We start from the raw sequence: 21019 nt of genomic DNA, 5'->3' as shown, positions 1-21019 counted from the left end.
CTCCGCGAATCGTCTGCTGACGCAGCGAATCACAGCCGATTCAAACGACTCAACTTCTTCCCGGATGGGCTCTTAGAGCAGATCGCACACGGCTGGAATCAGCCCGCTACGTGAAGATGCTCGCAGAGAATGCCCAGAGCGGTTTCCACTCTTGTGGAAAACGCTCCAGCATGCGGGTGCCGCTCTGCGGGCGCCTCTCCCCTGTGCGCCGCGGCCTTGTGCCCCGTCCGGGCCGGGGCGACAGTCGCGCCACCCATGCCCCTCCGCGCCCCCGCGGGACTCCGCTCCCTCGGCCGAACCCTCAGCCGCCGCAACGGCCGCGTGTTCTACGCGGGCAGCCTGCTCGCCTGGACGGGCATGTGGATCCAGCGCATCGCCGTCGGCTGGCTCGCCTGGGAGCTGACCTACTCGCCGTTCTGGCTGGGGCTCGTCGTGTTCTGCGACCTCGCCCCGGCTGTGGTGGTCGCACCGATCGCCGGCGCGGTCGCCGATCGCACCGATCGCATCCGCCTGACCATGGCGGCGCAGAGTGTCACTGCGCTCCAGTCCCTGACGCTTGGCGTCCTCGTCCTGACCAACCTGATCACGATCGAGCTTCTGCTGGTGCTCGAGATCGTGGTCGGCATCTCCAACTCCTTCACCCAGCCCGCCCGGCAGACGCTGATCCCGGCGCTGGTGCCGCGCGAGGACCTGCCGGCCGCGGTCGCGCTCAACTCGCTCACCTTCAACGTCGCGCGCTTCACGGGCCCGGCGATCTCCGGGGCGATCATCGTCTGGGCCGGTGTGGCGCCGGCAATCCTGGTGAACTGTGCGGCCTACATCTTTGCCTCGCTGTCGCTGCTGATGCTGCGCATCGCGCCGTCCGAGCGCCTCGGCCATGCGCCGACGCGGTCCCTGCGCGCCGAGACGCTGGACGGATTCCGTTACGCCGCGCGCCATCGCGGCATCGGGCCCCTGCTGCTGTTCGCCGCTCTGATGGGCGTGTTTGCACGACCCTTCCTCGAGCTCCTGCCGGCCTTCGCCGACGCGGTGTTCCAGCGCGGCGCGCCAGGGCTGGCGATGCTCGCCTCCGTCACTGGCGCTGGGGCGCTGATCGCCGGCACGCTGCTCGCCGCGCGCGGCGGCACGCGGGGCCTTACCCTGATCGGCATCGGCTCGGGCTTCGTGATGGCCATCGGCGGGTTCCTGTTCGTCGCGACCAGCATCTTCGAGATCGGCCTGCTCGGCGCGGCCATTGCCGCCGCTGCACAGATCGTGCATGGCGTGGCGATCCAGACGCTGGTGCAAGGGACGGCTGACCGCGCGATGCGCGGGCGTGTGCTCTCGCTCTGGGGGCTGATCATCCGCGCCTGCCCTGCCGTGGGCGCGCTGGGCCTTGGCGCGCTCGCCGAGGCGATCGGGCTGCGGCTCGCCGTGGCCTGCGCGTCGGCGTTCTGTCTGCCGGTGTGGTGGTGGGGGATGCGGCGGCAGCGCCGTGTCGCCGTCGTGATGGAGCGGGGGATCGGCCCGAAGCCGCCCCCGCCCGCGGAGAAGGGAGGGATCTGATGATCGACGCCGCGATCGTGGGGATGGGCCGCTGGGGCCGCACGCTGGTGGAGAGCGTGCAGGGCAGGTCGGAGGCGATCCGCTTCGTCGCCGGCTGCACCCGCAGCCCGGAGAAGGCCGCCGACTGGGCCCGCGCGCAGGGCATCCGGATGCTGGACAGTTACGAGGCAGTGCTCGCCGATCCCGCCGTGCAGTCCGTGGTGCTGGCCACGCCCCACTCCCGGCACGCCGAGCAGGTGATCGCCGCCGCCGCCGCCGGCAAGCAGATCTTCATCGAGAAGCCGTTCACGCTCACCAAAGGCTCCGCCGAACAGACTGTCGCGGCCGTGCGCAAGGCGGGCGTGGTGATGGCGCTCGGCCACAACCGCCGCTTCCAGCCCGCGGTGGCGCGGCTCAAGCAAATGATCGCCGAGGGCGCGCTCGGCACGCTCTGCCACATCGAGGGCAACATCTCCGGGCCCGGCGCGCTCGGCTACAAGCCCGGCATGTGGCGCGCCGATCCGTCCGAGAGCCCGGCGGGCGGGCTCGCCGGCATGGGCATTCACATGCTGGACATGTTCCAGAACCTGTGCGGGCCAATGGCCGAGGTGTCGGTGGTGAGCCACGCGCGCGTGGCTGCCAACGGGCTCGACGACACGACTGCCGCGCTGGTGCGGTTCAAGAGCGGCGTCACGGGCTCGCTGACCACGCTCGCCGCCGTGCCGCGGCTCTGGCGCGTGCAGGTCTTCGGCGCTGACGCCTGGGTCGAGATGTGGGGCACCGACAAGCTGGTGGTCGGCCGCGAAGGCAAGCCGCACGAGCACATCAAGTTCGAGCCGACCAATGTCGAACGTGCCGAGCTCGAAGCCTTCGCCGCCGCCTGTGCTGGGGGGCCGGCCTATCCGCTGACGCTCGACGAGGCCGTGCACTCCGCGGCGATGTTCGAGGCGGTGGCGAAGGGCGCGCGCAGCGCCGGCTGGATCGCCGTGCCGTGACGTGCGGTGTACCGCAGTAGCGGGCTACACTTGACGTCATGAGCACCCGACGCGTCCTGCTCGGCCTGTTCGCGACCGCTGCTGTCGCTTCGCCCGCGCGCGCCTTCCGGGTCGAGCCGCTCGACGCGCCGTCCGCCGCGGACTGGTCGGCCAATGCGGCCTGCTCCCGCTCGCCGATCCACGACGAGCTCCGCGCCGAGATCGCGGCCCTGCTCGAGGGCCGCGACCCGCCGCCGGACGTGGCGGAGGCGGTGGAGCGGCTGTCGGTCTGCCCGTTCTGCCGCTGCGTGGTCACCACCGCCGCGCCCGAACTGCCGCGGTTCTGACACCCCGGTTGCCCGCCCGGCGCCGGCCTCTACACTCCGCGGCGTTCCACCAACCAATGAGGGGAGAGGGCGCATGAGCCGGATCGACCGCGTGAACTCGGGCAAGATCTACTCGGATGCCGTCGACTACCACGGCTTCGTGTTCCTGCGCGGCGTGACCGCCAAGGACACGTCGAAGGACATCAAGGGCCAGACGCAGGATGTGCTGGACCAGATCGACGCCCTGCTCGAGGAGCGCGGCACCGACAAGACCCGGCTGCTGTCAGCCCAGATCTGGCTCTCCGACATCAAGCTGCGCGACGCGATGAACGAGGTCTGGACGCCGTGGGTGCCGCCCGGCATGGCGCCGGCCCGCGCCTGTGTCGAGTCCAAGCTTGCCACGCCGGCGATGCTGGTCGAGATCATGGTCGTGGCCTGCAAGTAGCCACCGCCGCGCACACGGCCGTACCGAGTGGTCGCACCCCCCTGCCGAACCGCCGGCAGGGGGTTTCTCGTTGCCGGTGAGCGATGGGCGAAACACAACGAAACACGGCGTTATAGGCTTTCCATCCTATTTCAGTCGTGTGTCCACAGCCGAAACAGAGGAAACACTGGGGCAATACAGTGGCAGGCACCGCAGGCGGTTGCCTCGCCCGCGATCCCGCGGCCTCCTCCCGACGGCTTTCGTCACGACTCGGGAGAAACTCAGCCATGCGCGTGGATCGTTGCGGCCTCCGGGGCGTTGTCTTGCTCGCCTCGCTTCTCGTCGCCACGATCCCCGTCTCGAGTGCAGACGCCCAGGCCAGCCGCCAGCAGGCCGCCCGCGCGGCGGCGTCTGTCGGCCTGCAATGCGTCCCCTTCGCGCGCCACCTCTCCGGCATCGACATCGTCGGCAACGCCCGCACCTGGTGGGCGCAGGCCCAGGGTCGCTACGAGCGCGGCAGCCGTCCCGAGGTCGGCTCGGTGCTGACCTTCAAGCCTTCCGGCGCGATGCGGCTCGGCCATATCTCGGTGGTGAGCAAGATTGTCTCGGCGCGCGAGCTGCTGGTCGATCACGCCAACTGGCCCGGCCCTGGGGTGCCCAAGGGACGCGTCGCCCGCAACGTCTCCGTGATCGACGTTTCGACCGGCAACGACTGGACCGCGGTGCGCGTGGAGATCCACGGCCGCGGTTCGGGCTATGGCCGGATCTACCCGACCTGGGGCTTCATCTATCCGCGCCCGGTGTCGGAGACGGTGCTCACCGCGGCGCGGGGCGCGAACGTTTCCGGGGCGGTCGCCCGCGTCAACGCCCGCGCCGCCGCCGCCGCAGCCCGGCCGCCGGCGTATGTCGGCCAGCCCGGCGCAGGGCTTGATGCCCGGGACTTGGTCGAGCTCGCCGAGGCGACCGACCGGCCGGCGCGCGCGGCACCCGCTGCCGCCGCGCCGGCAGTCGCGCAGCGACAGGTCGTCGCGCGCGATTTCGGCGACGACATGCTGCTCTGGGGCGCGCCGCACCGCTCGCTCCGCTGAGCCCCCCGACGCGCCTCGGCGCGTCAGGTGTCAGTGGACGCGCGGAGACGCGTCGGGCATCAATGGATGCGTCGCGACCGCGTCGCGACCGGGGCACGCTGCGTCGGTTCCTCGCCCACAGGCCCGGCCTGGTGCAGCACCATCCGCCAGACGCCGTCCTCCAGCCGAAACCCATTGGTGCAGGCGAGCAGGGCGCCGCCGACGCGCTCGTGGCAGATCACGAAGGCGATGTCGCCGTGCAGCATCACCTCCGGGTCCTCGCACGTGATCTCGGGCGCCTCGGGATTCGAGAGGATCGCGGTCCAGGCGGCGACGATCTCCTCGCGAGAGGTCATCGGGTTCCAGCCGGGGTGAATGCAGGCCACCGGCGCCTCCTGAGACCACAGCGCGTCCATCGCCGCCGGGTCGCGCGCGTTGAACGCCTCATAGAACGCCTGGTTGGCGCCGAGCACCGCGTCCTCGATCAGCGCCGGCGGCGGCACCCCGGGTGGCAGAGTCATGGCCGCGTCGTTCCGCGCGCTGCGAGAGCCCCGTGCCGCATGCGTCGTCTCCCGTTGACGGTCCGCGCCGGAGAGTAGCAAAGCGGCGGCGCGGGGCCATACCGCGCTCAGCGGATCGCGCGCCGACTGCGCGCGAGGCCGAGCGTCCCGAGCCCCGCCAGCAGCAACGCCATCGAGCCCGGCTCAGGGATGTCGCGCGGCGGAACATGCGCGACCCAGGTGCGGAAGTGCATGTCGTAGCCGCTCGGCTGGAAATCAGGCGAGTATGCGGCGTTGATGTAGAAGTCCGCCCCACCGCCATACACATCGCTCGGATTCCCGACCCAGTTCAGCACCCCTTGCTCCGTCGCAGCCAGCGGTTCGATCGCGAGCACATCGCCGACCGAGACGAACAGCGGTGCCACGCCAAACACCGCATATCCCCCGGCTTCGTAGAGGAAGCTGCCGGTCGCAATCACGGTATCGGTCGGCACGCCGTTCACGGTGGCGAGGACATTCAGGCCGACGAAGGTGGTTGCGCCGGCGTCGCGCAGCTCGATATCCACCTGGATCAGATTGCCCTCGACACCGACGGTGAAGGTCTGCGCGCGGCGGAACGCGTCCTGGCCGGCGACCGAAAAGCGCGCGTGCATGTCGGTGGTACCAGTGAGCGACTGGTCGAGTGTGACGGCTGCATTGGCCGTGCCGTGCAGGCACGCCGCGACGACGGCAGCGAGGAGACGGGTGCGCATGGGAGTTCCTCCAGAGAATGGCTGGAGGCACCATGCGGCGCCGGTGTGTCGGCGTGATTTCCAGAATGCAGCAGGAGTCGTTCTGAATCGGTCGCTTCAGAAATGGCTGCGAAATCAAGACCCACCGCCGCAACGGGTCAAACGTTCTCCCCACGCAAGGCCTCGCACACCGCGTCCGTGACCTCGCGCGTCGTCGCCTTGCCGCCGAGATCGGGCGTCAGGATGCCCGCTTCCGTCACCCGCTCGACCGCGCGCATCAGCCGCGCCGCCGCCGCGCCCTCGCCCAGATGCTCCAGCATCTGCGCCCCGGTCCAGAATGTCGCAATCGGATTGGCGATACCCTTGCCGGTGATGTCGAACGCCGAGCCATGGATCGGCTCGAACATCGACGGGAAGCGCCGCTCCGGGTCGATGTTCGCGGTCGGCGCGATGCCGAGACTGCCGGCCAGCGCCGCCGCCAGATCCGACAGGATGTCCGCATGCAGATTGGTCGCCACGATCGTGTCGAGGCTCGCCGGCTTCAGCACCATCCGCGTCGTCATCGCATCGACCAGCATCTTGTCCCAGGTCACGTCCGGAAAATCCGCCGCCACCTCGGCCGCGATCTCGTCCCACATCACCATGCCATGCCGCTGCGCATTCGACTTCGTCACCACCGTCAGCAGCTTGCGCGGCCGCGACTGCGCCAGCCGGAACGCATAGCGCATGATCCGGCTCACGCCCGCGCGGGTGAAGATCGCCACCTCGGTCGCGACCTCCTCGGGAAAGCCGCGATGCGCCCGGCCCCCATGGCCGGCATACTCGCCCTCCGAGTTCTCGCGCACGATCACCCAGTCGAGATCGCCCGGGCCGCAGTGGCGCAGCGGCGCGGTCAGCCCCTTCAGGATGCGCGTGGGACGCACATTCGCGTACTGGTCGAAACCCTGGCAGATCGGCAGCCGCAGGCCCCAGAGCGTGACGTGATCCGGCACGTCGGGCGCGCCGACCGCGCCGAAATAGATCGCATCGAAGGAACGCAACCTATCGAGTCCATCCGCCGGCATCAGCACGCCGTGGCGCTTGTAGAACTCCGAGCCCCAGGGGAACTCCTCCACCTTCAGCCGGAACCCGCCGTCGCGCTGATCGAGCACGCGAAGAACCTCGAGCCCGGCGGCGATCACCTCCGGGCCGATGCCGTCGGCCGGGATCGCCGCGATCGCATACTCGCGCATGCTCACCATCCTCCACAGAACCAGTGGGGGACCACGCTGGTCCCCCACACCCCCTGCACTACTCCGCCCAGCGCGCGTCGAACGCCCAGACGTCGGGGAAGCCGATCATCTCCGAGAAGGCGCGGAAGTCGTGCAACGGCACCGGCAGGTCGAGCGTCGTCTCGCGCTCCGCCAGCGCCGCGTAACCGCGCCGCAACGCCTCGCCGGCGACCAGGAATCCGGCGGTGGGGTGCAGCGCGATCGTGACGCCCAGTGAACGCAGGCGATCAGGCGGCAGGATCGGCGTCTTGCCACCTTCCACAAGGTTCAGCAGCACCGGCTTCGACGTGACCTGCATCGTCGCCGCGATCTCGGCCTCGCTCTCCGGCGCCTCCAGGAAGATCACGTCCGCGCCTGCCCGGTCGAACGCCTCCGCCCGCCGCAACGCCTCGTCCAGTCCCAACGGAGCGCGGGCATCGGTGCGCGCGACGATCAGGAAATCGGCCGAACTGCGGCTGTCCACGGCCACCTCGATGCGCCGTACCGCCTCCTTCAGCGGCACCACGCGCTTGCCTGGCGTGTGCCCGCACTTCTTCGGGAACTCCTGATCCTCGATCTGGATCGCCGCCACGCCCGCCGCCTCGTAGCCGCGCACCGTGTGGCGTACGTTCAAGAGCCCGCCATAGCCCGTGTCGCCGTCGGCGATCAGCGGCACCGAGATTCCGTGCGCGAACCGCCCCGCCCGCTCCACCATCTCGGTGTAGCTCGCCAGCCCCGCATCCGGCAGCCCGAGCAGGCTCGCAACCGTGCCGTAGCCGGTCATGTACAGCACCGGGAACCCGGCGCGATCCGCCAGCTTCGCCGAGATCATGTCGTAGATGCCGGGAACCACGGTGAACTGCTTCGCACGCAGGCGCGCGGCGAGCGCCGCCCGGCGCGCGGCGAAGTCCGTCATGCTCATCCTCCCAGAAGCAGGTCGCGGGCCTGGTTGATGCGCGCGGCGAGCCAGTCCGACCCGCCGTGATCCGGATGCGCCGTGCGCATCAGCCGCCGATGCGCCTCACGGATCTCCTCGTCGGCCGCCCCGGACTTGAGGCCGAGAATCGCGTAGGCCTCCTCGCGCGTCATCGCGCCTGTGGTGGTGCGGGTGCCGCCCTCGCGCGACGAGCCCCGCGCCTCGCCGGCGGCATCCTCGGCCGCATCGCGCCAGGAGTCGCCGAAAGCGCGATCCAGCCACGCCTCCAGAAGCGGCACACTTTCGGTGTCGGTCGCGCGGCAGTCGAGCCACAGTTCGATCAGATCGGGCAGGCCGAGCTCGGCGAGCTCGCGGCCGCGGAACACGCCGCGCAGCACCGTGCCCGACATCGTGCCCGTGTCGTGATCCAGCCGCATGCGCAAGGTGGCGGTCTCGACCTCGCTCGCGCGGCTCTCCCGCCGCCCGCCGGCGCCGAAGGTGCGCTTCGCCTTCCACTGGTTCACCCAGCGCATCAAGAGCGGGCCGAGCACGATGGCGAGGAAGAACGCCTGCCCGCCCTTGCCGGTGAACAGCAGGAACAGCGCGAGCCCACCGCCGACGATGATCGCCGTCCATTTCAGGACCGTCTTGATCGTCTCGATCCGGGCGTGGGCGAAGGCGCGCGCCGACCAGATCAGCAGCGCCACCGCCGCGATCCCGGCAAGGAACCAGAACATCAGCGCCGTCCGGCGAGCTGGTGCGTCAAGAGCGCCGCCGCGCCGCCGCTGCGCGACGAGGGAAGCCTGGCGAGCGCGTCGCGACCGCCCGCGGCGTAGACCGCGACGGCCGTGAGCAGATCGCGCAGCGTGTCGGCCGAGGAGAGGTCGAACGGGGCGTAGGCGCCACCCGAGAGCCGCGCAAGCTCGCGGAAGCAGCGCTCGGCGAAGGGGTCCCCGCCCTCGTGGAAGAAGAAGCCGGGGCAATTCAGCATGCCGAGCTCCCCCGCCCGATGCGCGAGCACGTCCACGTTCTCCTCGACCGCGTCGCCGACGAACACAAGCGCATTCACGCGCTCCTTGCGCGTCTCGGCGATCGCGTGGTCGAGCACCTTCTGGATCTGGGTCTGCCCGCCGAGGCAGGAGACGGTGGTCATGCGGCGGGTGATCTCGTCCACGTCGGAAAGCCAGGGCGTCGCCAAGAACTCGCCGTAGCCGCGGTAGTAGGCGAGGCTCATGGAGAGGCCGCCGAGCGCGCGTGTCGCCTCGAACATGTGGCCGGTGAGGAAGCAGGCGCGGTCCCAGGTCGGCTGGCGCGAGGCCGTGGCATCCACGGTGAACAGCAGCCGCCCGCGCCGCCCCGAGCCGGCCCTCACCGCGGGCATGGTCTGGACGCGCTTGAGGAACGCCGAGACGGCGGCGCTGGTCGGCTTGTCGGTGAGGCGACGGTCCCCGGTCATCCGCTCTCTCAGATAAGCTGAGAGGGGCCGCCTGGAAAGCCGCAGTGGATCGGGCGGGGAACGCAACTGCGTCAGGGACGCTGCCGCGATGCAGCAACAGCCGCCCTGAGGGGCCGCCCTCGCTAGGCTGGCCAGTGCCGGACCGAGACGGTGCAGCGCGCGATCCTGTCCCAGTCATAGGTCACGCCGAGCCCCGGCCTGGTCGGTACCGGCACGCACCCGTCCGCGCCAACGCAGTCGAGCTCGTCGGAGTAGCCGCAGGCATAGATGTCGGGGATCGGGTTGCGCCGTCCGGGGGCGAGCAGCGAGACCTCGTAGAAGTTGCTGTTGCGGATCGCGGCCATCGCGTGCCGCTGCGCCGGGCCGGCCGCGTGCAGCTCGACGTCGAGCCCGTAGGCTTCGGCGAGATGCGCGGTCTTCATCGCCCCGGTGATGCCCTGGTCGTACTCAGGGTCGGCGCGCAGGAAGTCGGTCGCCCCCTCCTGGACCCACGCCACCTTCGCTTCGAGCGTGCGGACATGCTCGGTCAGCAGCAGCGGCGTGCGCAGCCGCTCGCGCAGGCGCCGATGCGCGGTCGGCGCCGTTCCCATGTCCTGGAACGGGTCCTCGTACCAGAAGCAGCGTGCCTCGTCGCAGGCGAGGCCAAGGTGCAGCGCATCGGCGTAGGTGCGGAGCGTGCAGGCCGGATCGATCATCAGCGCCATGTCGGGGCCGATCGCGGCGCGCACATGCAGCAGGTTCGCCGCCTCCTCGCGCGGATCGCCCTCGCCCCAGCCATGGATCTTGAACCCGGGATAGCCGAGCGCGCGGCAGGCGAGCGCGAACTCGGCGAAGGCCTCCTTCGAGGACAGCACACCGTTGCGGTCAGCATGCACCGTGCTGGCATAGGCCGGCAGGCGCTCGCGATACCCGCCCAGCAGCCGCGCGATCGGCTGCCCGACCGCCTTGCCGGCGAGGTCCCACAGGCAGACATCGATCGCCGAGAGCCCGACCGCACCGAGATGCCGCTGCGACCAGCGGAGCGCATGCCAGATGCCCTCGCGCGCGAAGGCGTCCTGGCCGATCAGCCGCGGCGCCAGCGCCGCCACCTGCGCGGCGATCGCCGGGTTCTTGCCGCTGTGCATCGGGCAGTACTCGCCGCGGAGCCCGTCGGCCGTGCGGATCACCAGGCAGAAGGCGGAGATGGTCTGCACCCCGCCGGGCTCGCAGCAGAGCGCGCCGTGCGCGTCGCGCCCGAAACCCTCCGCCCGGTAGGTGAACTCGTGCAGCTCGACGCGGTCGATCCGTGCCGTGGCGATCATTCCACGCGGATTCCGGCCGCGCGGATCACCTCGCCCCAGCGCTGATGCTCGGCGCGCTGGAACGCGCCGAACTCTGCCGGGCCGAGCCCCGCCGGGATCGCGCCGAGGGAGCGGATGCGTTCGGCCACCTCCGGCCTGCGGATCGCTGCCACGGCCGCGTCGCCGAGCTTGGCGACGATCGCGGGATCGGTGCCGGCGGCAACGAACAGCCCGTACCAGGTGAGCGAGGTCGCGTCGGGCAACCCGACCTCCGCCATGGTGGGCGTGTCGGGCAGCAGGTGGCTCCGCTCGCGCCCGGTGACCGCGAGCGCGCGCAGCTTGCCCTCGCGCACCAGCGGCAGCAGCGCCAGCGGATCGCCGAAAGTAAGGTTGACGCGGTTCTCCAGCAGGTCGGGCAGCACCTGCGCGAAGCCGCGCGCGTAGTTGACGATCTCGAGCTTCACCCCGGCCGCGCGCTCGAACAGCACCGCCGAGAGGTGCTGCGACGAGCCGGTGCCGCCCGAAGCGGCGATGATCTGGCCGGGGCGCGCAGCCGCGGCGGCGCGCAGCTCCGCGACACTCGACACGCCGAGCCCGGGATGCACCACCAGCAGCTGCGGCACGGTCGCGATCAGCACCACCGGCGCGAAGTCGGCCACCGGGTCATACGGAAAGCGCGGGTAGATGTGCGGGTTGGTCGCGTGGGTGCTGAACGTGCCGGTCAGGATCATCGATCCGTCCTTCGGCCCGCGCGCCACCAGTTCGGCGGCGATCGCGCCGTTCGCGCCCGTGCGGTTCTCGGCGACGAAAGGCTGGCCGAGGGCCGCGCCGAGTTGCTCGGCCATCAGCCGCGAGAGGATGTCGGTCGCGGCGCCCGGGGCGAAGGGAATGATCGCGCGCACTGGGCGCGAGGGGTAGGCAGGCGCCTGGGCGAATACCGGCAGGGCCGGAGCGAGGGCGGCGGCCACGACCAGGTGGCGTCGTGTGAGCATGGTGGGTCTCCGTTTCCGTCCCGCCGGCGTCGGTGGGTGGTGCGCCGGTGCCTGGATGATAGCTGTCTGACAGCTTGACTGTAAAGATACTCGACAGACTCTGACCGAGCGTGCCATCTGCATCGCCATGGCCCGATCCTTCCCGACCGCGGCGCCGGTGCGGCAGTCGCGGCTCTACGAGCAGATCGCCGCGCGCGTGGCCGCCTTCATCCTCGACCAGGACATCCCCGTCGGCGGCCGACTGCCGGCGGAGAGCGAGATCGCGCGCAGCCTGGGCGTGAGCCGCCCGGCCGTGCGCGAGGCGATCGTCGCGCTGGAGACGGCGGGCATCGTGATCGCGCGCAGCGGCGGCGGGCTGTTCGTGCTGCGCCGGCCGCGCCGCGGCGCGCCGCTGCCCTGGGCCCGGCGGGGCGATCCGGGACCGGGGCCGCGCGAGCAGTTGCGCGCGCGACGGCTCGTCGAGCCCGAGATCGCCGCCGAGGTCGCGCGCGTGGCGACGCCCGAGCAGATCGACGCGCTCGACCGCTCGGCCCGCGCCATCGCCGCCGCGGCCGCCGCCGACCTGCCCTTCGCCGAGGAGGCGGTGGAGTGGCATATCGCGCTCGCCGAGACCGCCGGGATCGCGCCGCTCACGGAGCTGATGCCGCGCCTGCTCGACAGCCGGAACCACGCGATGTGGCGCACGATCCGCGCGAAGTCCGAGACCGATGCGCAATGCGCGGCGCGCACCGGCGTGCGCGAGCGGCTGGTGGCGGCGCTGCGCGCGCGCGACCCGGAGGCGGCGCGGCGCGTGATGCGCGAGCACATCGACGCGGTGGCTGCTGCCGTGTTCGGCGAGGACGAGGAGGAGTGCTCGCCGGCGGCGCTGTGAGGGGGGCTACGCTGCGACCGCGTCCCTTTCATTGCCCAGAGCTACAGCTCGTCGATCGGTCGCTCGACAAAGATGCGCCGCCAGCCCTCGCCGCCCGGTACCTGTTTCCACTTACTGCCCTTCCAGCTCCAGTGAACTTGCCAACTCGAGTCCTTCTCGGACATCGGAATGCCGCGGGACTTGCATTCGGCGGTGGCACAGCGGCTCAATTCGTCGAATCTATCGAGTTCCTCGTAGGCGATGATCGCACCGCCTGGGCCGACAAAACGAATGCCACGACGGTCGATAAATCGCATGGTCGAGTTTCGATCGCTCTGTATGATCCGTTCAACTCGTTTGATGTCCATCCATAGGAGCCGGTTTCGGGCTAACAGGAGTTCTTCAATAATTTCTTGCCGATTTACTATAAACTTGCCGGAATAGGATCGCACAACGCGCCAGCCCGGGAACAATGCTACGAAGCTGAAAACGGCTGGAATCAAGATCAAATATCGGCTCCGCCCGAGTGCGAGCCGTTGCGTTTCATCACCCCAAAGAGCGAACACATCCTTCAGGACCCAATAAGTTGAGACCATGAAGGCTAGCAATACTGCGAGCAGAAGCACAAAGAACTTCCACCGCTCTCCGCGCCATCGATAGCGCAAGATGAGCACCTCCTCGTCAGAAGGCTTCCCTGCCATGATGCGGCAGTATATCGGCTTCCGCTCTGGCCCCGTTCCTTCCCGTCACCCCGCCCGCTCCTGCGCCTCGCGCACCGCGAGCGCGGTGACGTTGAGAATGCCACGCGCCGTCACCGTCGGGTTCAGGATGTGCACCGGCCGGTTCATCCCCAGCAGCAGAGGTCCGACCGGCAGCCCGTCCGCCCCGGCCTTGAGCAACTCGAAGGCGATGTTGGCGGCATCCAGCGTCGGCATGATCAGCAGGTTCGCCACCCCCTTGAGCCGCGAGCGGGGAAAGATGCGTATTCGCACTGGCTCGATCAGCGCGGCGTCCGCGTGCATCTCACCCTCGACCTCCAGCTCCGGATAGCGGGCGCGGATCAGCCCGAGAGCGGCCCGCATCTTTTTCGCCGAGGCCGAGCCGGAGGAGCCGAAATTGGAGTGGCTCACCAGCGCCACCTTCGGCTCGATGCCGAACCGGCGCACCTGCTCGGCCGCGAGCCCGGCGATCTCGGCGATCTGCTCCGCCGTGGGGTCGGGGTTCACATGCGTGTCGGCGACGAAGATCGGACCGGCCGGCAGGATCAGCCCCGAGAGCGCCGCGACGCGGCCGACATCCGGGCGCCGGCCGACGATGTCGCGCACCCGCTCCCAGTGCCGCATCCACGGACCGATCGTGCCGCAGATCGCCGCATCCGCATGATCCGCCATCAGCAGCATGCAGGCGCCGACGCTCGGGCGCGTGCGCAGCTGGCGCTCGGCGGTGTCGGGCGGAATGCCCCTGCGCTCCACCAGGCGGTGATAGGACTCGCACATTGGCCCGAACATCTCGTCGGCGACGGGGTCGCGGATGGTGAGCCCCTCGCCCTCGCTGAGGCGCAGTCCGAGTGCTGCGATGCGCGAGGTGATCACCTCGCGCCGTCCGACCACGATCGGCTGCGCGATCCCCTCGTCGAGCGCGATCTGGGCGGCGCGCAGCACCCGGTCGTCCTCGCCCTCGGCATAGACGACACGCATCGGCCGTTGCGCGGCCGAGGCGAACACCGGGCGCATGAGCTGGCCGGAGCGGTAGGCGAAGCCCGCGAGCCGGGCCTGATACGCAGCGAAATCCTCGATCGGGCGGGTCGCCACCCCGCTCTCGATCGCCGCCTTCGCGACAGCCGGCGCGATGCGCAGGATCAGCCGCGGGTCGAAGGGCTTGGGGATGATCGTCTCGGGACCGAAACCGGGCGCGTGCCCGCCATAGGCGGCGGCGACCACGTCGGACGCCTCCTCGCGCGCGAGCGCGGCGATGGCCTCGACGACGGCGATCTTCATCGCCTCGTTGATCGTGGTGGCACCCACGTCGAGCGCGCCGCGGAAGATGAAGGGGAAGCAGAGCACGTTGTTGACCTGGTTCGGATAGTCCGACCGCCCGGTGCAGATGATCGCGTCAGGCCGCGCGGCCTTGGCGAGCTCGGGCATGATCTCGGGCTCGGGGTTGGCGAGTGCGAGAATCAGCGGCCTCTCCGCCATGGTGGCGAGCCACTCGGGCTTCAGCACGCGCGGGGCGGAGAGGCCGAGGAAGATGTCTGCGCCGGGCAGCACCTCGGCGAGCGTGCGCGCCTCGGTCGGCCGCGCCCATTTCGCCTTCCAGGGGTCCATCAGCTCGCTGCGCCCCTCGAACACCACGCCCTTGATGTCGGTGACGGTGACGTTCTCGGGCCTGAGCCCCATCGCGACGAGCAGGTCGAGGCAGGCGAGCGCCGCCGCGCCGGCGCCCGAGGTGACGAGGCGCGCCTGCTCGATCCGCTTGCCCTGCAGCATCAGCCCGTTGCGGATCGCCGAGGCGACGATGATCGCGGTGCCGTGCTGGTCGTCATGGAACACCGGGATCTTCATCCGCCGGCGCAGTTCCGCCTCGATCACGAAGCATTCCGGCGCCTTGATGTCCTCGAGATTGATCCCGCCGAAGGTGGGCTCCAGCGCCGCGACCACGTCGCAGAACCGGTCGGGGTCCAGTGCGTCGACCTCCAGGTCGAACACGTCGATGCCGGCGAATTTCTTGAACAGCACCGCCTTGCCCTCCATCACCGGCTTGCCGGCGAGCGGCCCGATCGCGCCGAGCCCCAGCACGGCGGTGCCGTTGGAGATCACCGCGACCAGGTTGCCGCGCGCGGTGTAGTCGAAGGCGGTGGCCGGGTCGGCGACGATCGCCTCGCAGGCGACCGCGACCCCGGGCGAGTAGGCGAGGGCAAGGTCGTGGTTGGAGGCGAGCCGCTTGGTCGGCTCGACGCTGAGCTTTCCGGGCCTGGGCAGGCGGTGGTAGTCGAGTGCCGCCTTGCGGAAATCCTCGCGCTCCATCGGGTGTTCCCTCACTCCAGGTCCGTTCTATCGTACCGCCATAGCGCGTGGAGCGAGGCGGGGCGACCCCCATGGCGCACGGGCTGGCGTCAGCGCGTTCGCGGTGTAGCCGGTGCTCGCCTGCAAGGCCAGTGTCGCCTGGTACGCCGCATCGTTCAGCAGCCGCGCCGGCACCCCGCCCTCGCGGTTGTACAGATACGTGAAGCGGACCGGCGTGCCGCTGGCGAAGCTGTGTTCGAGGTCCTGCACCAGACCGTCAGGACGCCAGGCCCAGCGCGTCACCGCCCCGGTGTGCCGGTCCAGCGAGCGCCGCCGCGACGCCGTGTCGTACACATACCCGCCCAGGCGGGTCGTGTCTCCCAGATTGGATGTGCTACTTTCGTCGTACACGTTCTTCCTTGGATAACTCGAAACCTTCGTCGATTAACTGGCGTACAGACAACAGAGGTAGTAGGGAAATATCCTTCATACTTAAAGCGCGTTTCCTAGAGGCCGCCTTCAGGGCGACGGCAGAAAGATAAAAGAGAATACAACCTCCAGAAGCAATTCCAAAGCCTAACAAGACATACAGAATAGAAAGAGGCAGCACGCCGAACCCGAATAACCACTGAACAAACACCCACGAAATATATACGGAAAACCCAACAGCGGCGCCAACGGCGCATATGCACACAAATCGAAAGCACGAAGACGCAATTATCTTGGAAGATAGAATAAATCCCCAAAAAATAATCAAGTACGATCTCGCCATTTGCATGCCATTTGCGTCTATTTGAGCCCAAACGCGTATTGTCCGATATAGAGACCGTCGGTCGGAACTGTCGGGCCACGAGCAGCTGCAGGAGCGGCAGCAGGAGTGGGAGATTGAAGTCGGTTTAGGACCGCAGCTTGCCCAAGACCAACACCCAACTGCCCGGCGATGCCACCGAGCAACTCTGCTGCACGGGTTACGACCGGCGAACGAAAGATGGCATCGACACCACGAGCTCCAAACGCACCTGCAACGGCGCCCAGCGCGCCACCGAGTGCTTGGCCAGCCGCATACACGCCCATCGCTCCACCGGAGAAGGGAGTCGGCGCTCCGAATGCCCCTGGCGCAACGTTGCTTCCGATCTGATTCGAAACGTAGAGCGCTCCGCCGATCTGGGCATTCGCATAGCTGTTGAAGGCGATCCTGCTCGTCAGGGACATCCCCTGCGTGACCGCGCTTGTTCCGCCCGATGCCGCTCCAGCGAGCCCCGCCGTCCCGATCGTGGCCCAGGATTGGATCTGCCCATGCAGGACCAATTGCGCCACGGCCTCAACGCCGACACCAATGATGGCCCCGGCGATGGCATGCGCGAACAGTCCGGTCGGATCCGCCTGGTTCAGCGGATCATTGCGCACATAGGCATACAGATTGATGCCGCCGTCGGTGCCGATCGGGTCGGGCTGGAGGAACCGCCCGAGCCCGGGCGCATAGACCCGCGCGCGCATGTCGTAGAGCCCCACCGGGGGCTCCAGCCGACGACCCACGAACCGGAACGCAGAGGCCGAGCCCGAGCCGGACCCCGCCACGCCATACGGCGTGTAGCTGAACCGCTCCCCGGCCGGCACCGCACCAGACCCGTCGCTGCGCGCGATCACAGAGCCCTGCGCGTCCGTGTGGTACCACGCCCGCACCCGCGACCCCGGCGCGCCCGTCACCGTCGCCAAGGGCTCGTCCAGCCCAGGGCCCGGCACGTGCCGCGCCGCCAGCACCCCGTCCGCGTACTCCGCGATCTCCTGGCCCAGCGCGTACAGCGAGCGCCTCGTCGTCCCGCCCTCCGTCCGGCTCGCCCGGCGGCCCTCCACGTCGTAGTCGTAGCTCACCACCACCGACCCCTGCGTGAACCCCACCAGACGGTTCTGCGCATCGTAGCGGTAGCTCGCCGAGCCGTCGCCGATCAGGTTGCCGTTCGCATCGTAGGACGGGCTCGCCGCGCCGGCCTTCGACACACGGCGCCGATCGCGCTAGGGAACCCAGCACGGGGCGTCGAAGCAGGATTGTCGAGGAGCGGCTGGTGCGGTCGAGAAGACTCGAACTTCCACGGGGTTTCCCCCACAAGCACCTCAAGCTTGCGCGTCTACCAGTTCCGCCACGACCGCGCCGCCAGCCGAGGGCGGCGGTATAGCGGATGGACCTCGCACCCGCAACGCCGGCCAGCGCGCTGGAATGGCGCATCGCCGAGGGGCTCACGCCCTACCCGGAAGCGGTCGCGGCGATGCAGGCGCGGGTCGCGGCGATCCATGCCGGCGCCGCACCCGAATGCGTCTGGCTGGTCGAGCATCCGCCGCTGTACACGGCCGGCACCAGCGCGCGGGACGAGGACCTGTTCAATCCGTTCGGCTTCCCGACCGTCCGCGCCGGGCGGGGTGGGCAGTGGACCTATCACGGCCCGGGCCAGCGGGTCGGCTACGTCATGCTCGACCTGCGGCGCCGCGGCCCGGATGTGCGCGCCTATGTGCACGGGCTGGAGGCCTGGCTGATCGCGGCGCTGGAGCGGCTCGGCGTGCGGGCCGAGACACGGGCCGACCGCATAGGTCTCTGGGTGCCGGACCGGCGCGCTGGCACCGAGGCGAAGATCGGCGCGATCGGCGTACGGGTGACGCGCTGGGTGACGTGGCACGGCTTCGCCCTGAACGTCGAGCCGGACCTGTCGCATTTCGGCGGCATCGTGCCCTGCGGCGTGCGCGGGCACGGCGTGACCAGCCTCGCGGCCCTCGGCATCACCGCGTCCATGGCGGAGGTGGACACGGCGCTGATCGCGACCTTCGGCGAGGTGTTCGGGTAGCGTTCGCCAAGCCCCGTGCTCCCTCCCTCACCCGAACGGAAGGGGGCAGGGGTGGGCCGGCTCGCCGTGTGGCCACCCGAGCGACTGGTCGGGATCGATGGAAGCGCGGGGGAAGACCCTCGCTCAACCACAGGCTTGGTGGCCCTCAGGGCGTGCGGTCTCCCGTCCGCCGCATGCCGCGAACCCCACACAGAAGACGCGGCCCAAAAGGTGAAGGGGCAGGTGCTTCACGCCCACTTCTTGACTTCCCGCCCCGCGGCCGGTTCCTTCGCGACCCCTGTACCACGCGCCGGATCGGTCGCCCCATGCACCCCTACCGCACCCATACCTGCGGCGCGCTCCGCGCCGAGCATGCCGGCCAGACCGCGCGTCTCTCGGGATGGGTGCATCGCAAGCGCGACCACGGGGGGCTGCTGTTCATCGACCTGCGCGACCATTACGGCCTGACCCAGGTGGTGATCGACGCGGGCTCGCCGCTGCTGCCCGAGGCCGAGCGGGTGCGGCCCGAGAGCGTGATCACCGTCACCGGCACGGTGGTGCGGCGCACGCCCGATACCGTGAACCAGAAGCTGCCCACGGGCGAGATCGAGCTCCGCGCCGCGGAACTCGAGGTGCAGTCTGCCGCCGAGGTGCTGCCGATCCAGGTGGCGGGCGATGCCGAATTCCCCGAGGAGCTCAGGCTCCGCTACCGCTTCATCGATCTCCGCCGCGAGCGCGTGCACCGGAACATCGTGCTGCGCAGCGCCGTGATCGCCTCGATCCGCCGGCGCATGATCGAGCAGGGCTTCATCGAGTTCCAGACGCCGATCCTGACCGCCTCCAGCCCCGAGGGGGCGCGCGACTTCCTCGTCCCCTCGCGCCTGCACCCAGGCAAGTTCTACGCGCTGCCCCAGGCACCACAGCAGTTCAAGCAGCTCTGCATGGTCGCGGGGTTCGACCGCTACTTCCAGATCGCGCCCTGCTTCCGCGACGAGGCGAGCCGCGCGGATCGGTCCCCGGGCGAGTTCTACCAGCTCGACTTCGAGATGAGCTACGTCACCCAGGAGGACGTGTTCGCCGCGGTCGAGCCCGTGCTCGCCGGCGTGTTCGAGGAGTTCGCCGACGGGCGCGCGGTGACGCCGCCGCCCTTCCCGCGCATCCCGTATGACCAGGCGATGCTGGAGTTCGGCTCGGACAAGCCGGACCTGCGCAATCCGCTGCGCATCAAGGACGTCACGGACGCGTTCGCCGGCGGCGGGTTCGGCCTGTTCGCGCGCGCGATCGAGGCGGGCTCGGTGGTGCGCGCGATCCCGGCCCCCGGTGCCGCATCCCGGCCGCGCAGCTTCTTCGACAAGCTGAACGAGTGGGCGCGCAGCGAAGGCGCGGGCGGCCTTGGCTACATCACCTTCGAGGGCGGCGAGGCCAAGGGGCCGATCGCGCGCAACCTCGAAACCGCACGCGCGGCCATGATCAAGGCCGCCTTCGACCTTACCGACGGCGATGCGGTGTTCTTCGCCTGCGACAGGCCGGCGGCGGCCGCGTCCTTCGCCGGCAAGGTGCGCACGCGCATCGCCGCCGAGCTCGACCTGATCGAGCCGGACGCATTCCGCTTCTGCTGGATCACCGACTTCCCGATGTACGAGCGCAACGAGGACACCGGCGCGATCGAGTTCAGCCACAACCCGTTCTCGATGCCGCAGGGCGGGCTCGAGGCGCTGAACTCGATGGACCCGCTCGCCATCAAGGCGTTCCAGTACGACATCGTCTGCAACGGCGTGGAACTCTCCTCGGGCGCGATCCGCAACCACCGCCCCGACATCATGATCCGCGCCTTCGAGATCGCGGGCTATCCGCAGGAGGAGGTGGAGGCGCGGTTCGGCGGCATGCTGAACGCGTTCCGCTACGGCGCGCCGCCGCACGGGGGCTCGGCGCCGGGGATCGACCGGATCGTCATGCTGCTCGCCGACGAGCCGAACATCCGGGAAGTCATCCTGTTCCCGATGAACCAGCAGGCCGAGGATCTGATGATGGGGGCGCCGGCACCGGTGCCGCCCGAGCGGCTGAAGGAACTTTACATCCGGCTCGACCTGCCGCCGGTGAAGAAGGGCTGATCAGGCCGCGTCGGAGGCGCGGGGGCCGCGCTCGCCGCGGTTGAGCAGGGCCTCGGCCTGCTCGCTGCCGGTGAAGGTGGTGATCCCGACGGAGACCGCGACTGGAACGGTCATCTCATCCCAGGTCAGTCGGCGGCCGCGGACCTCGGTGCTGACCCGCGCGGCGATCGCGAGCGCCTGGTCGGCGGCGACCCGGCCGAGCAGCACCGCGAAGGCACCGCCGTCGATCCGCCCCACCGAGTCGATGCCGCGCACCGCGTCCGCGATTGCCTCGCCGGCGACGCGCAGCGCCGCCTCGCCCGCCGCGGGCCCGAACCGCTCGCCGATCACGCCGAGCGCCTCGAGGTCGCAGAAGATCACCGCGCCGACCTCGCCGTTGCGCCGCGCGGCCTCCAGGCGGTCCTCGAGCCGGCGCAGCAGGCCCTGCCGGTTGCACAGCCCGGTCAACGGATCGGTCTCGTCGCTGCTCGGCTTGGCCACCGGCGCGCTCCACCACGTCTCGGGCAGAAGGCGGTCGCGCCCCGGCCGCGGACTGCGGGCAGCAACGCGGTCGGCAGGCGGGGGGAGTGTGTCGAGCGGCATAAGGCACCTTCCGGAGTGCCGCCCGGCTTCCACCGTTGGACGCGTTACAGAGCCCGACGTGCGACCATAGGTAGTAGAGCCGAGGCGGTCAATTGAGCCGTGCGGGGAAAAGGTCTCGCACTCGGCATCCTGGCAATCGCCATGCCACCGCCCAGACCGCCCGAAACCCCCGTTGCGGCGCGCGGTCGGCCCGATCCGCCCGGCAGGGTCTGCCGCACGCG

The 21019-nt window shown here is 69.8% G+C and carries 21 protein-coding genes and 1 tRNA gene; 8 read left to right on the top strand and 14 right to left on the bottom strand.

The window, feature by feature from the left end:
* The first annotated feature begins 255 nt into the window (after positions 1-255).
* The 5 genes from ACTIFU_RS13705 to ACTIFU_RS13685 all read left to right on the top strand — a co-directional run bounded on the left by ACTIFU_RS13705 (position 256) and on the right by ACTIFU_RS13685 (position 4336).
* Positions 256-1545 carry an MFS transporter gene (locus ACTIFU_RS13705; protein ID WP_439578874.1) on the top strand — a complete coding sequence of 430 codons (1290 nt, stop codon included), beginning with the start codon at positions 256-258 and terminating at the stop codon, positions 1543-1545.
* Entirely contained in the window at positions 1545-2519 is a 975-nt protein-coding gene (locus ACTIFU_RS13700; RefSeq protein WP_439578873.1) for a Gfo/Idh/MocA family protein, read from the top strand. Before ACTIFU_RS13705 ends, ACTIFU_RS13700 begins: the two co-directional genes overlap by 1 nt.
* A 38-nt stretch (positions 2520-2557) precedes the next feature.
* Entirely contained in the window at positions 2558-2845 is a 288-nt protein-coding gene (locus ACTIFU_RS13695) for a hypothetical protein (RefSeq protein WP_439578872.1), read from the top strand.
* A gap of 73 nt (positions 2846-2918) precedes the next feature.
* Entirely contained in the window at positions 2919-3269 is a 351-nt protein-coding gene (locus ACTIFU_RS13690; RefSeq protein ID WP_439578871.1) for a RidA family protein, read from the top strand.
* Positions 3270-3571: 302 nt separating this feature from the next.
* On the top strand, positions 3572-4336 hold the full coding sequence (locus ACTIFU_RS13685; RefSeq protein WP_439578870.1) for a CHAP domain-containing protein: 765 nt from the start codon (positions 3572-3574) through the stop codon (positions 4334-4336).
* A gap of 59 nt (positions 4337-4395) precedes the next feature.
* On the opposite strand, the gene ACTIFU_RS13680 is transcribed toward ACTIFU_RS13685, so the two are convergent.
* From ACTIFU_RS13680 to ACTIFU_RS13645, 8 genes are all read right to left on the bottom strand, one after another.
* The gene (locus ACTIFU_RS13680) at positions 4396-4836 is read right to left on the bottom strand and encodes a nuclear transport factor 2 family protein (protein WP_439578869.1); all 441 of its coding nucleotides are present in this window, start codon (positions 4834-4836) and stop codon (positions 4396-4398) included.
* A 107-nt stretch (positions 4837-4943) separates the two neighbouring features.
* The gene (locus ACTIFU_RS13675) at positions 4944-5567 is read right to left on the bottom strand and encodes a PEP-CTERM sorting domain-containing protein (RefSeq protein WP_439578868.1); all 624 of its coding nucleotides are present in this window, start codon (positions 5565-5567) and stop codon (positions 4944-4946) included.
* A 137-nt stretch (positions 5568-5704) separates the two neighbouring features.
* The gene (locus ACTIFU_RS13670) at positions 5705-6778 is read right to left on the bottom strand and encodes a tartrate dehydrogenase (RefSeq protein ID WP_439578867.1); all 1074 of its coding nucleotides are present in this window, start codon (positions 6776-6778) and stop codon (positions 5705-5707) included.
* Positions 6779-6836: 58 nt separating this feature from the next.
* Positions 6837-7712, bottom strand: a complete 876-nt coding sequence (locus ACTIFU_RS13665) for an isocitrate lyase/PEP mutase family protein (protein WP_439578866.1) — start codon at positions 7710-7712, stop codon at positions 6837-6839.
* A gap of 2 nt (positions 7713-7714) precedes the next feature.
* Entirely contained in the window at positions 7715-8449 is a 735-nt protein-coding gene (locus ACTIFU_RS13660; protein ID WP_439578865.1) for a DnaJ domain-containing protein, read from the bottom strand.
* Positions 8449-9168: a VWA domain-containing protein gene (locus ACTIFU_RS13655; RefSeq protein WP_439578864.1), complete on the bottom strand. Its 720-nt coding sequence runs from the start codon at positions 9166-9168 to the stop codon at positions 8449-8451. The genes ACTIFU_RS13660 and ACTIFU_RS13655 overlap by 1 nt, the downstream gene beginning before the upstream one ends.
* A gap of 122 nt (positions 9169-9290) precedes the next feature.
* Complete coding sequence (locus ACTIFU_RS13650) at positions 9291-10469, bottom strand: enolase C-terminal domain-like protein (RefSeq protein WP_439578863.1); 1179 nt, start codon at positions 10467-10469, stop codon at positions 9291-9293.
* Entirely contained in the window at positions 10466-11440 is a 975-nt protein-coding gene (locus ACTIFU_RS13645; RefSeq protein ID WP_439578862.1) for a Bug family tripartite tricarboxylate transporter substrate binding protein, read from the bottom strand. The genes ACTIFU_RS13650 and ACTIFU_RS13645 overlap by 4 nt, the downstream gene beginning before the upstream one ends.
* 127 nt (positions 11441-11567) lie before the next feature.
* On the opposite strand from ACTIFU_RS13645, the gene ACTIFU_RS13640 reads away from it, so the two are divergent.
* Entirely contained in the window at positions 11568-12311 is a 744-nt protein-coding gene (locus tag ACTIFU_RS13640; protein WP_439578861.1) for a FadR/GntR family transcriptional regulator, read from the top strand.
* A 41-nt stretch (positions 12312-12352) separates the two neighbouring features.
* Here ACTIFU_RS13640 and ACTIFU_RS13635 read toward each other — a convergent pair whose 3' ends face one another.
* From ACTIFU_RS13635 to ACTIFU_RS13615, 5 genes are all read right to left on the bottom strand, one after another.
* A complete protein-coding gene (locus ACTIFU_RS13635; protein ID WP_439578860.1) occupies positions 12353-12916 on the bottom strand; it encodes a hypothetical protein in 564 nt (187 codons plus the stop codon).
* Positions 12917-13036: 120 nt separating this feature from the next.
* Complete coding sequence (locus ACTIFU_RS13630) at positions 13037-15313, bottom strand: NADP-dependent malic enzyme (protein WP_439578859.1); 2277 nt, start codon at positions 15311-15313, stop codon at positions 13037-13039.
* 27 nt (positions 15314-15340) lie between these two features.
* Complete coding sequence (locus ACTIFU_RS13625) at positions 15341-15646, bottom strand: hypothetical protein (protein ID WP_439578858.1); 306 nt, start codon at positions 15644-15646, stop codon at positions 15341-15343.
* A 435-nt stretch (positions 15647-16081) separates the two neighbouring features.
* Positions 16082-17290: an RHS repeat-associated core domain-containing protein gene (locus ACTIFU_RS13620; RefSeq protein WP_439578857.1), complete on the bottom strand. Its 1209-nt coding sequence runs from the start codon at positions 17288-17290 to the stop codon at positions 16082-16084.
* A gap of 63 nt (positions 17291-17353) precedes the next feature.
* Positions 17354-17440, bottom strand: a tRNA-Leu gene (locus tag ACTIFU_RS13615).
* A 29-nt stretch (positions 17441-17469) separates the two neighbouring features.
* Here ACTIFU_RS13615 and lipB point away from each other — a divergent pair.
* Together lipB and aspS are read left to right on the top strand one after the other, a co-directional pair.
* Positions 17470-18126 carry a lipoyl(octanoyl) transferase LipB gene (gene lipB / locus ACTIFU_RS13610; RefSeq protein ID WP_439578856.1) on the top strand — a complete coding sequence of 219 codons (657 nt, stop codon included), beginning with the start codon at positions 17470-17472 and terminating at the stop codon, positions 18124-18126.
* Positions 18127-18431: 305 nt separating this feature from the next.
* Positions 18432-20216 (top strand): aspartate--tRNA ligase, encoded by a 1785-nt coding sequence (gene aspS / locus ACTIFU_RS13605; RefSeq protein ID WP_439578855.1) that lies wholly within the window; start codon positions 18432-18434, stop codon positions 20214-20216.
* Here the strand turns inward: aspS and ACTIFU_RS13600 are convergent, their stop codons facing one another.
* Positions 20217-20696 (bottom strand): GGDEF domain-containing protein, encoded by a 480-nt coding sequence (locus ACTIFU_RS13600; protein ID WP_439578854.1) that lies wholly within the window; start codon positions 20694-20696, stop codon positions 20217-20219.
* Between the last annotated feature and the right edge of the window lie 323 nt (positions 20697-21019).

The sequence above is a fragment of the Elioraea sp. genome (genome assembly GCF_051860475.1).
GTDB lineage: Bacteria > Pseudomonadota > Alphaproteobacteria > Acetobacterales > Acetobacteraceae > Elioraea.
This window is presented reverse-complemented; position numbering and strand designations above follow the sequence as displayed.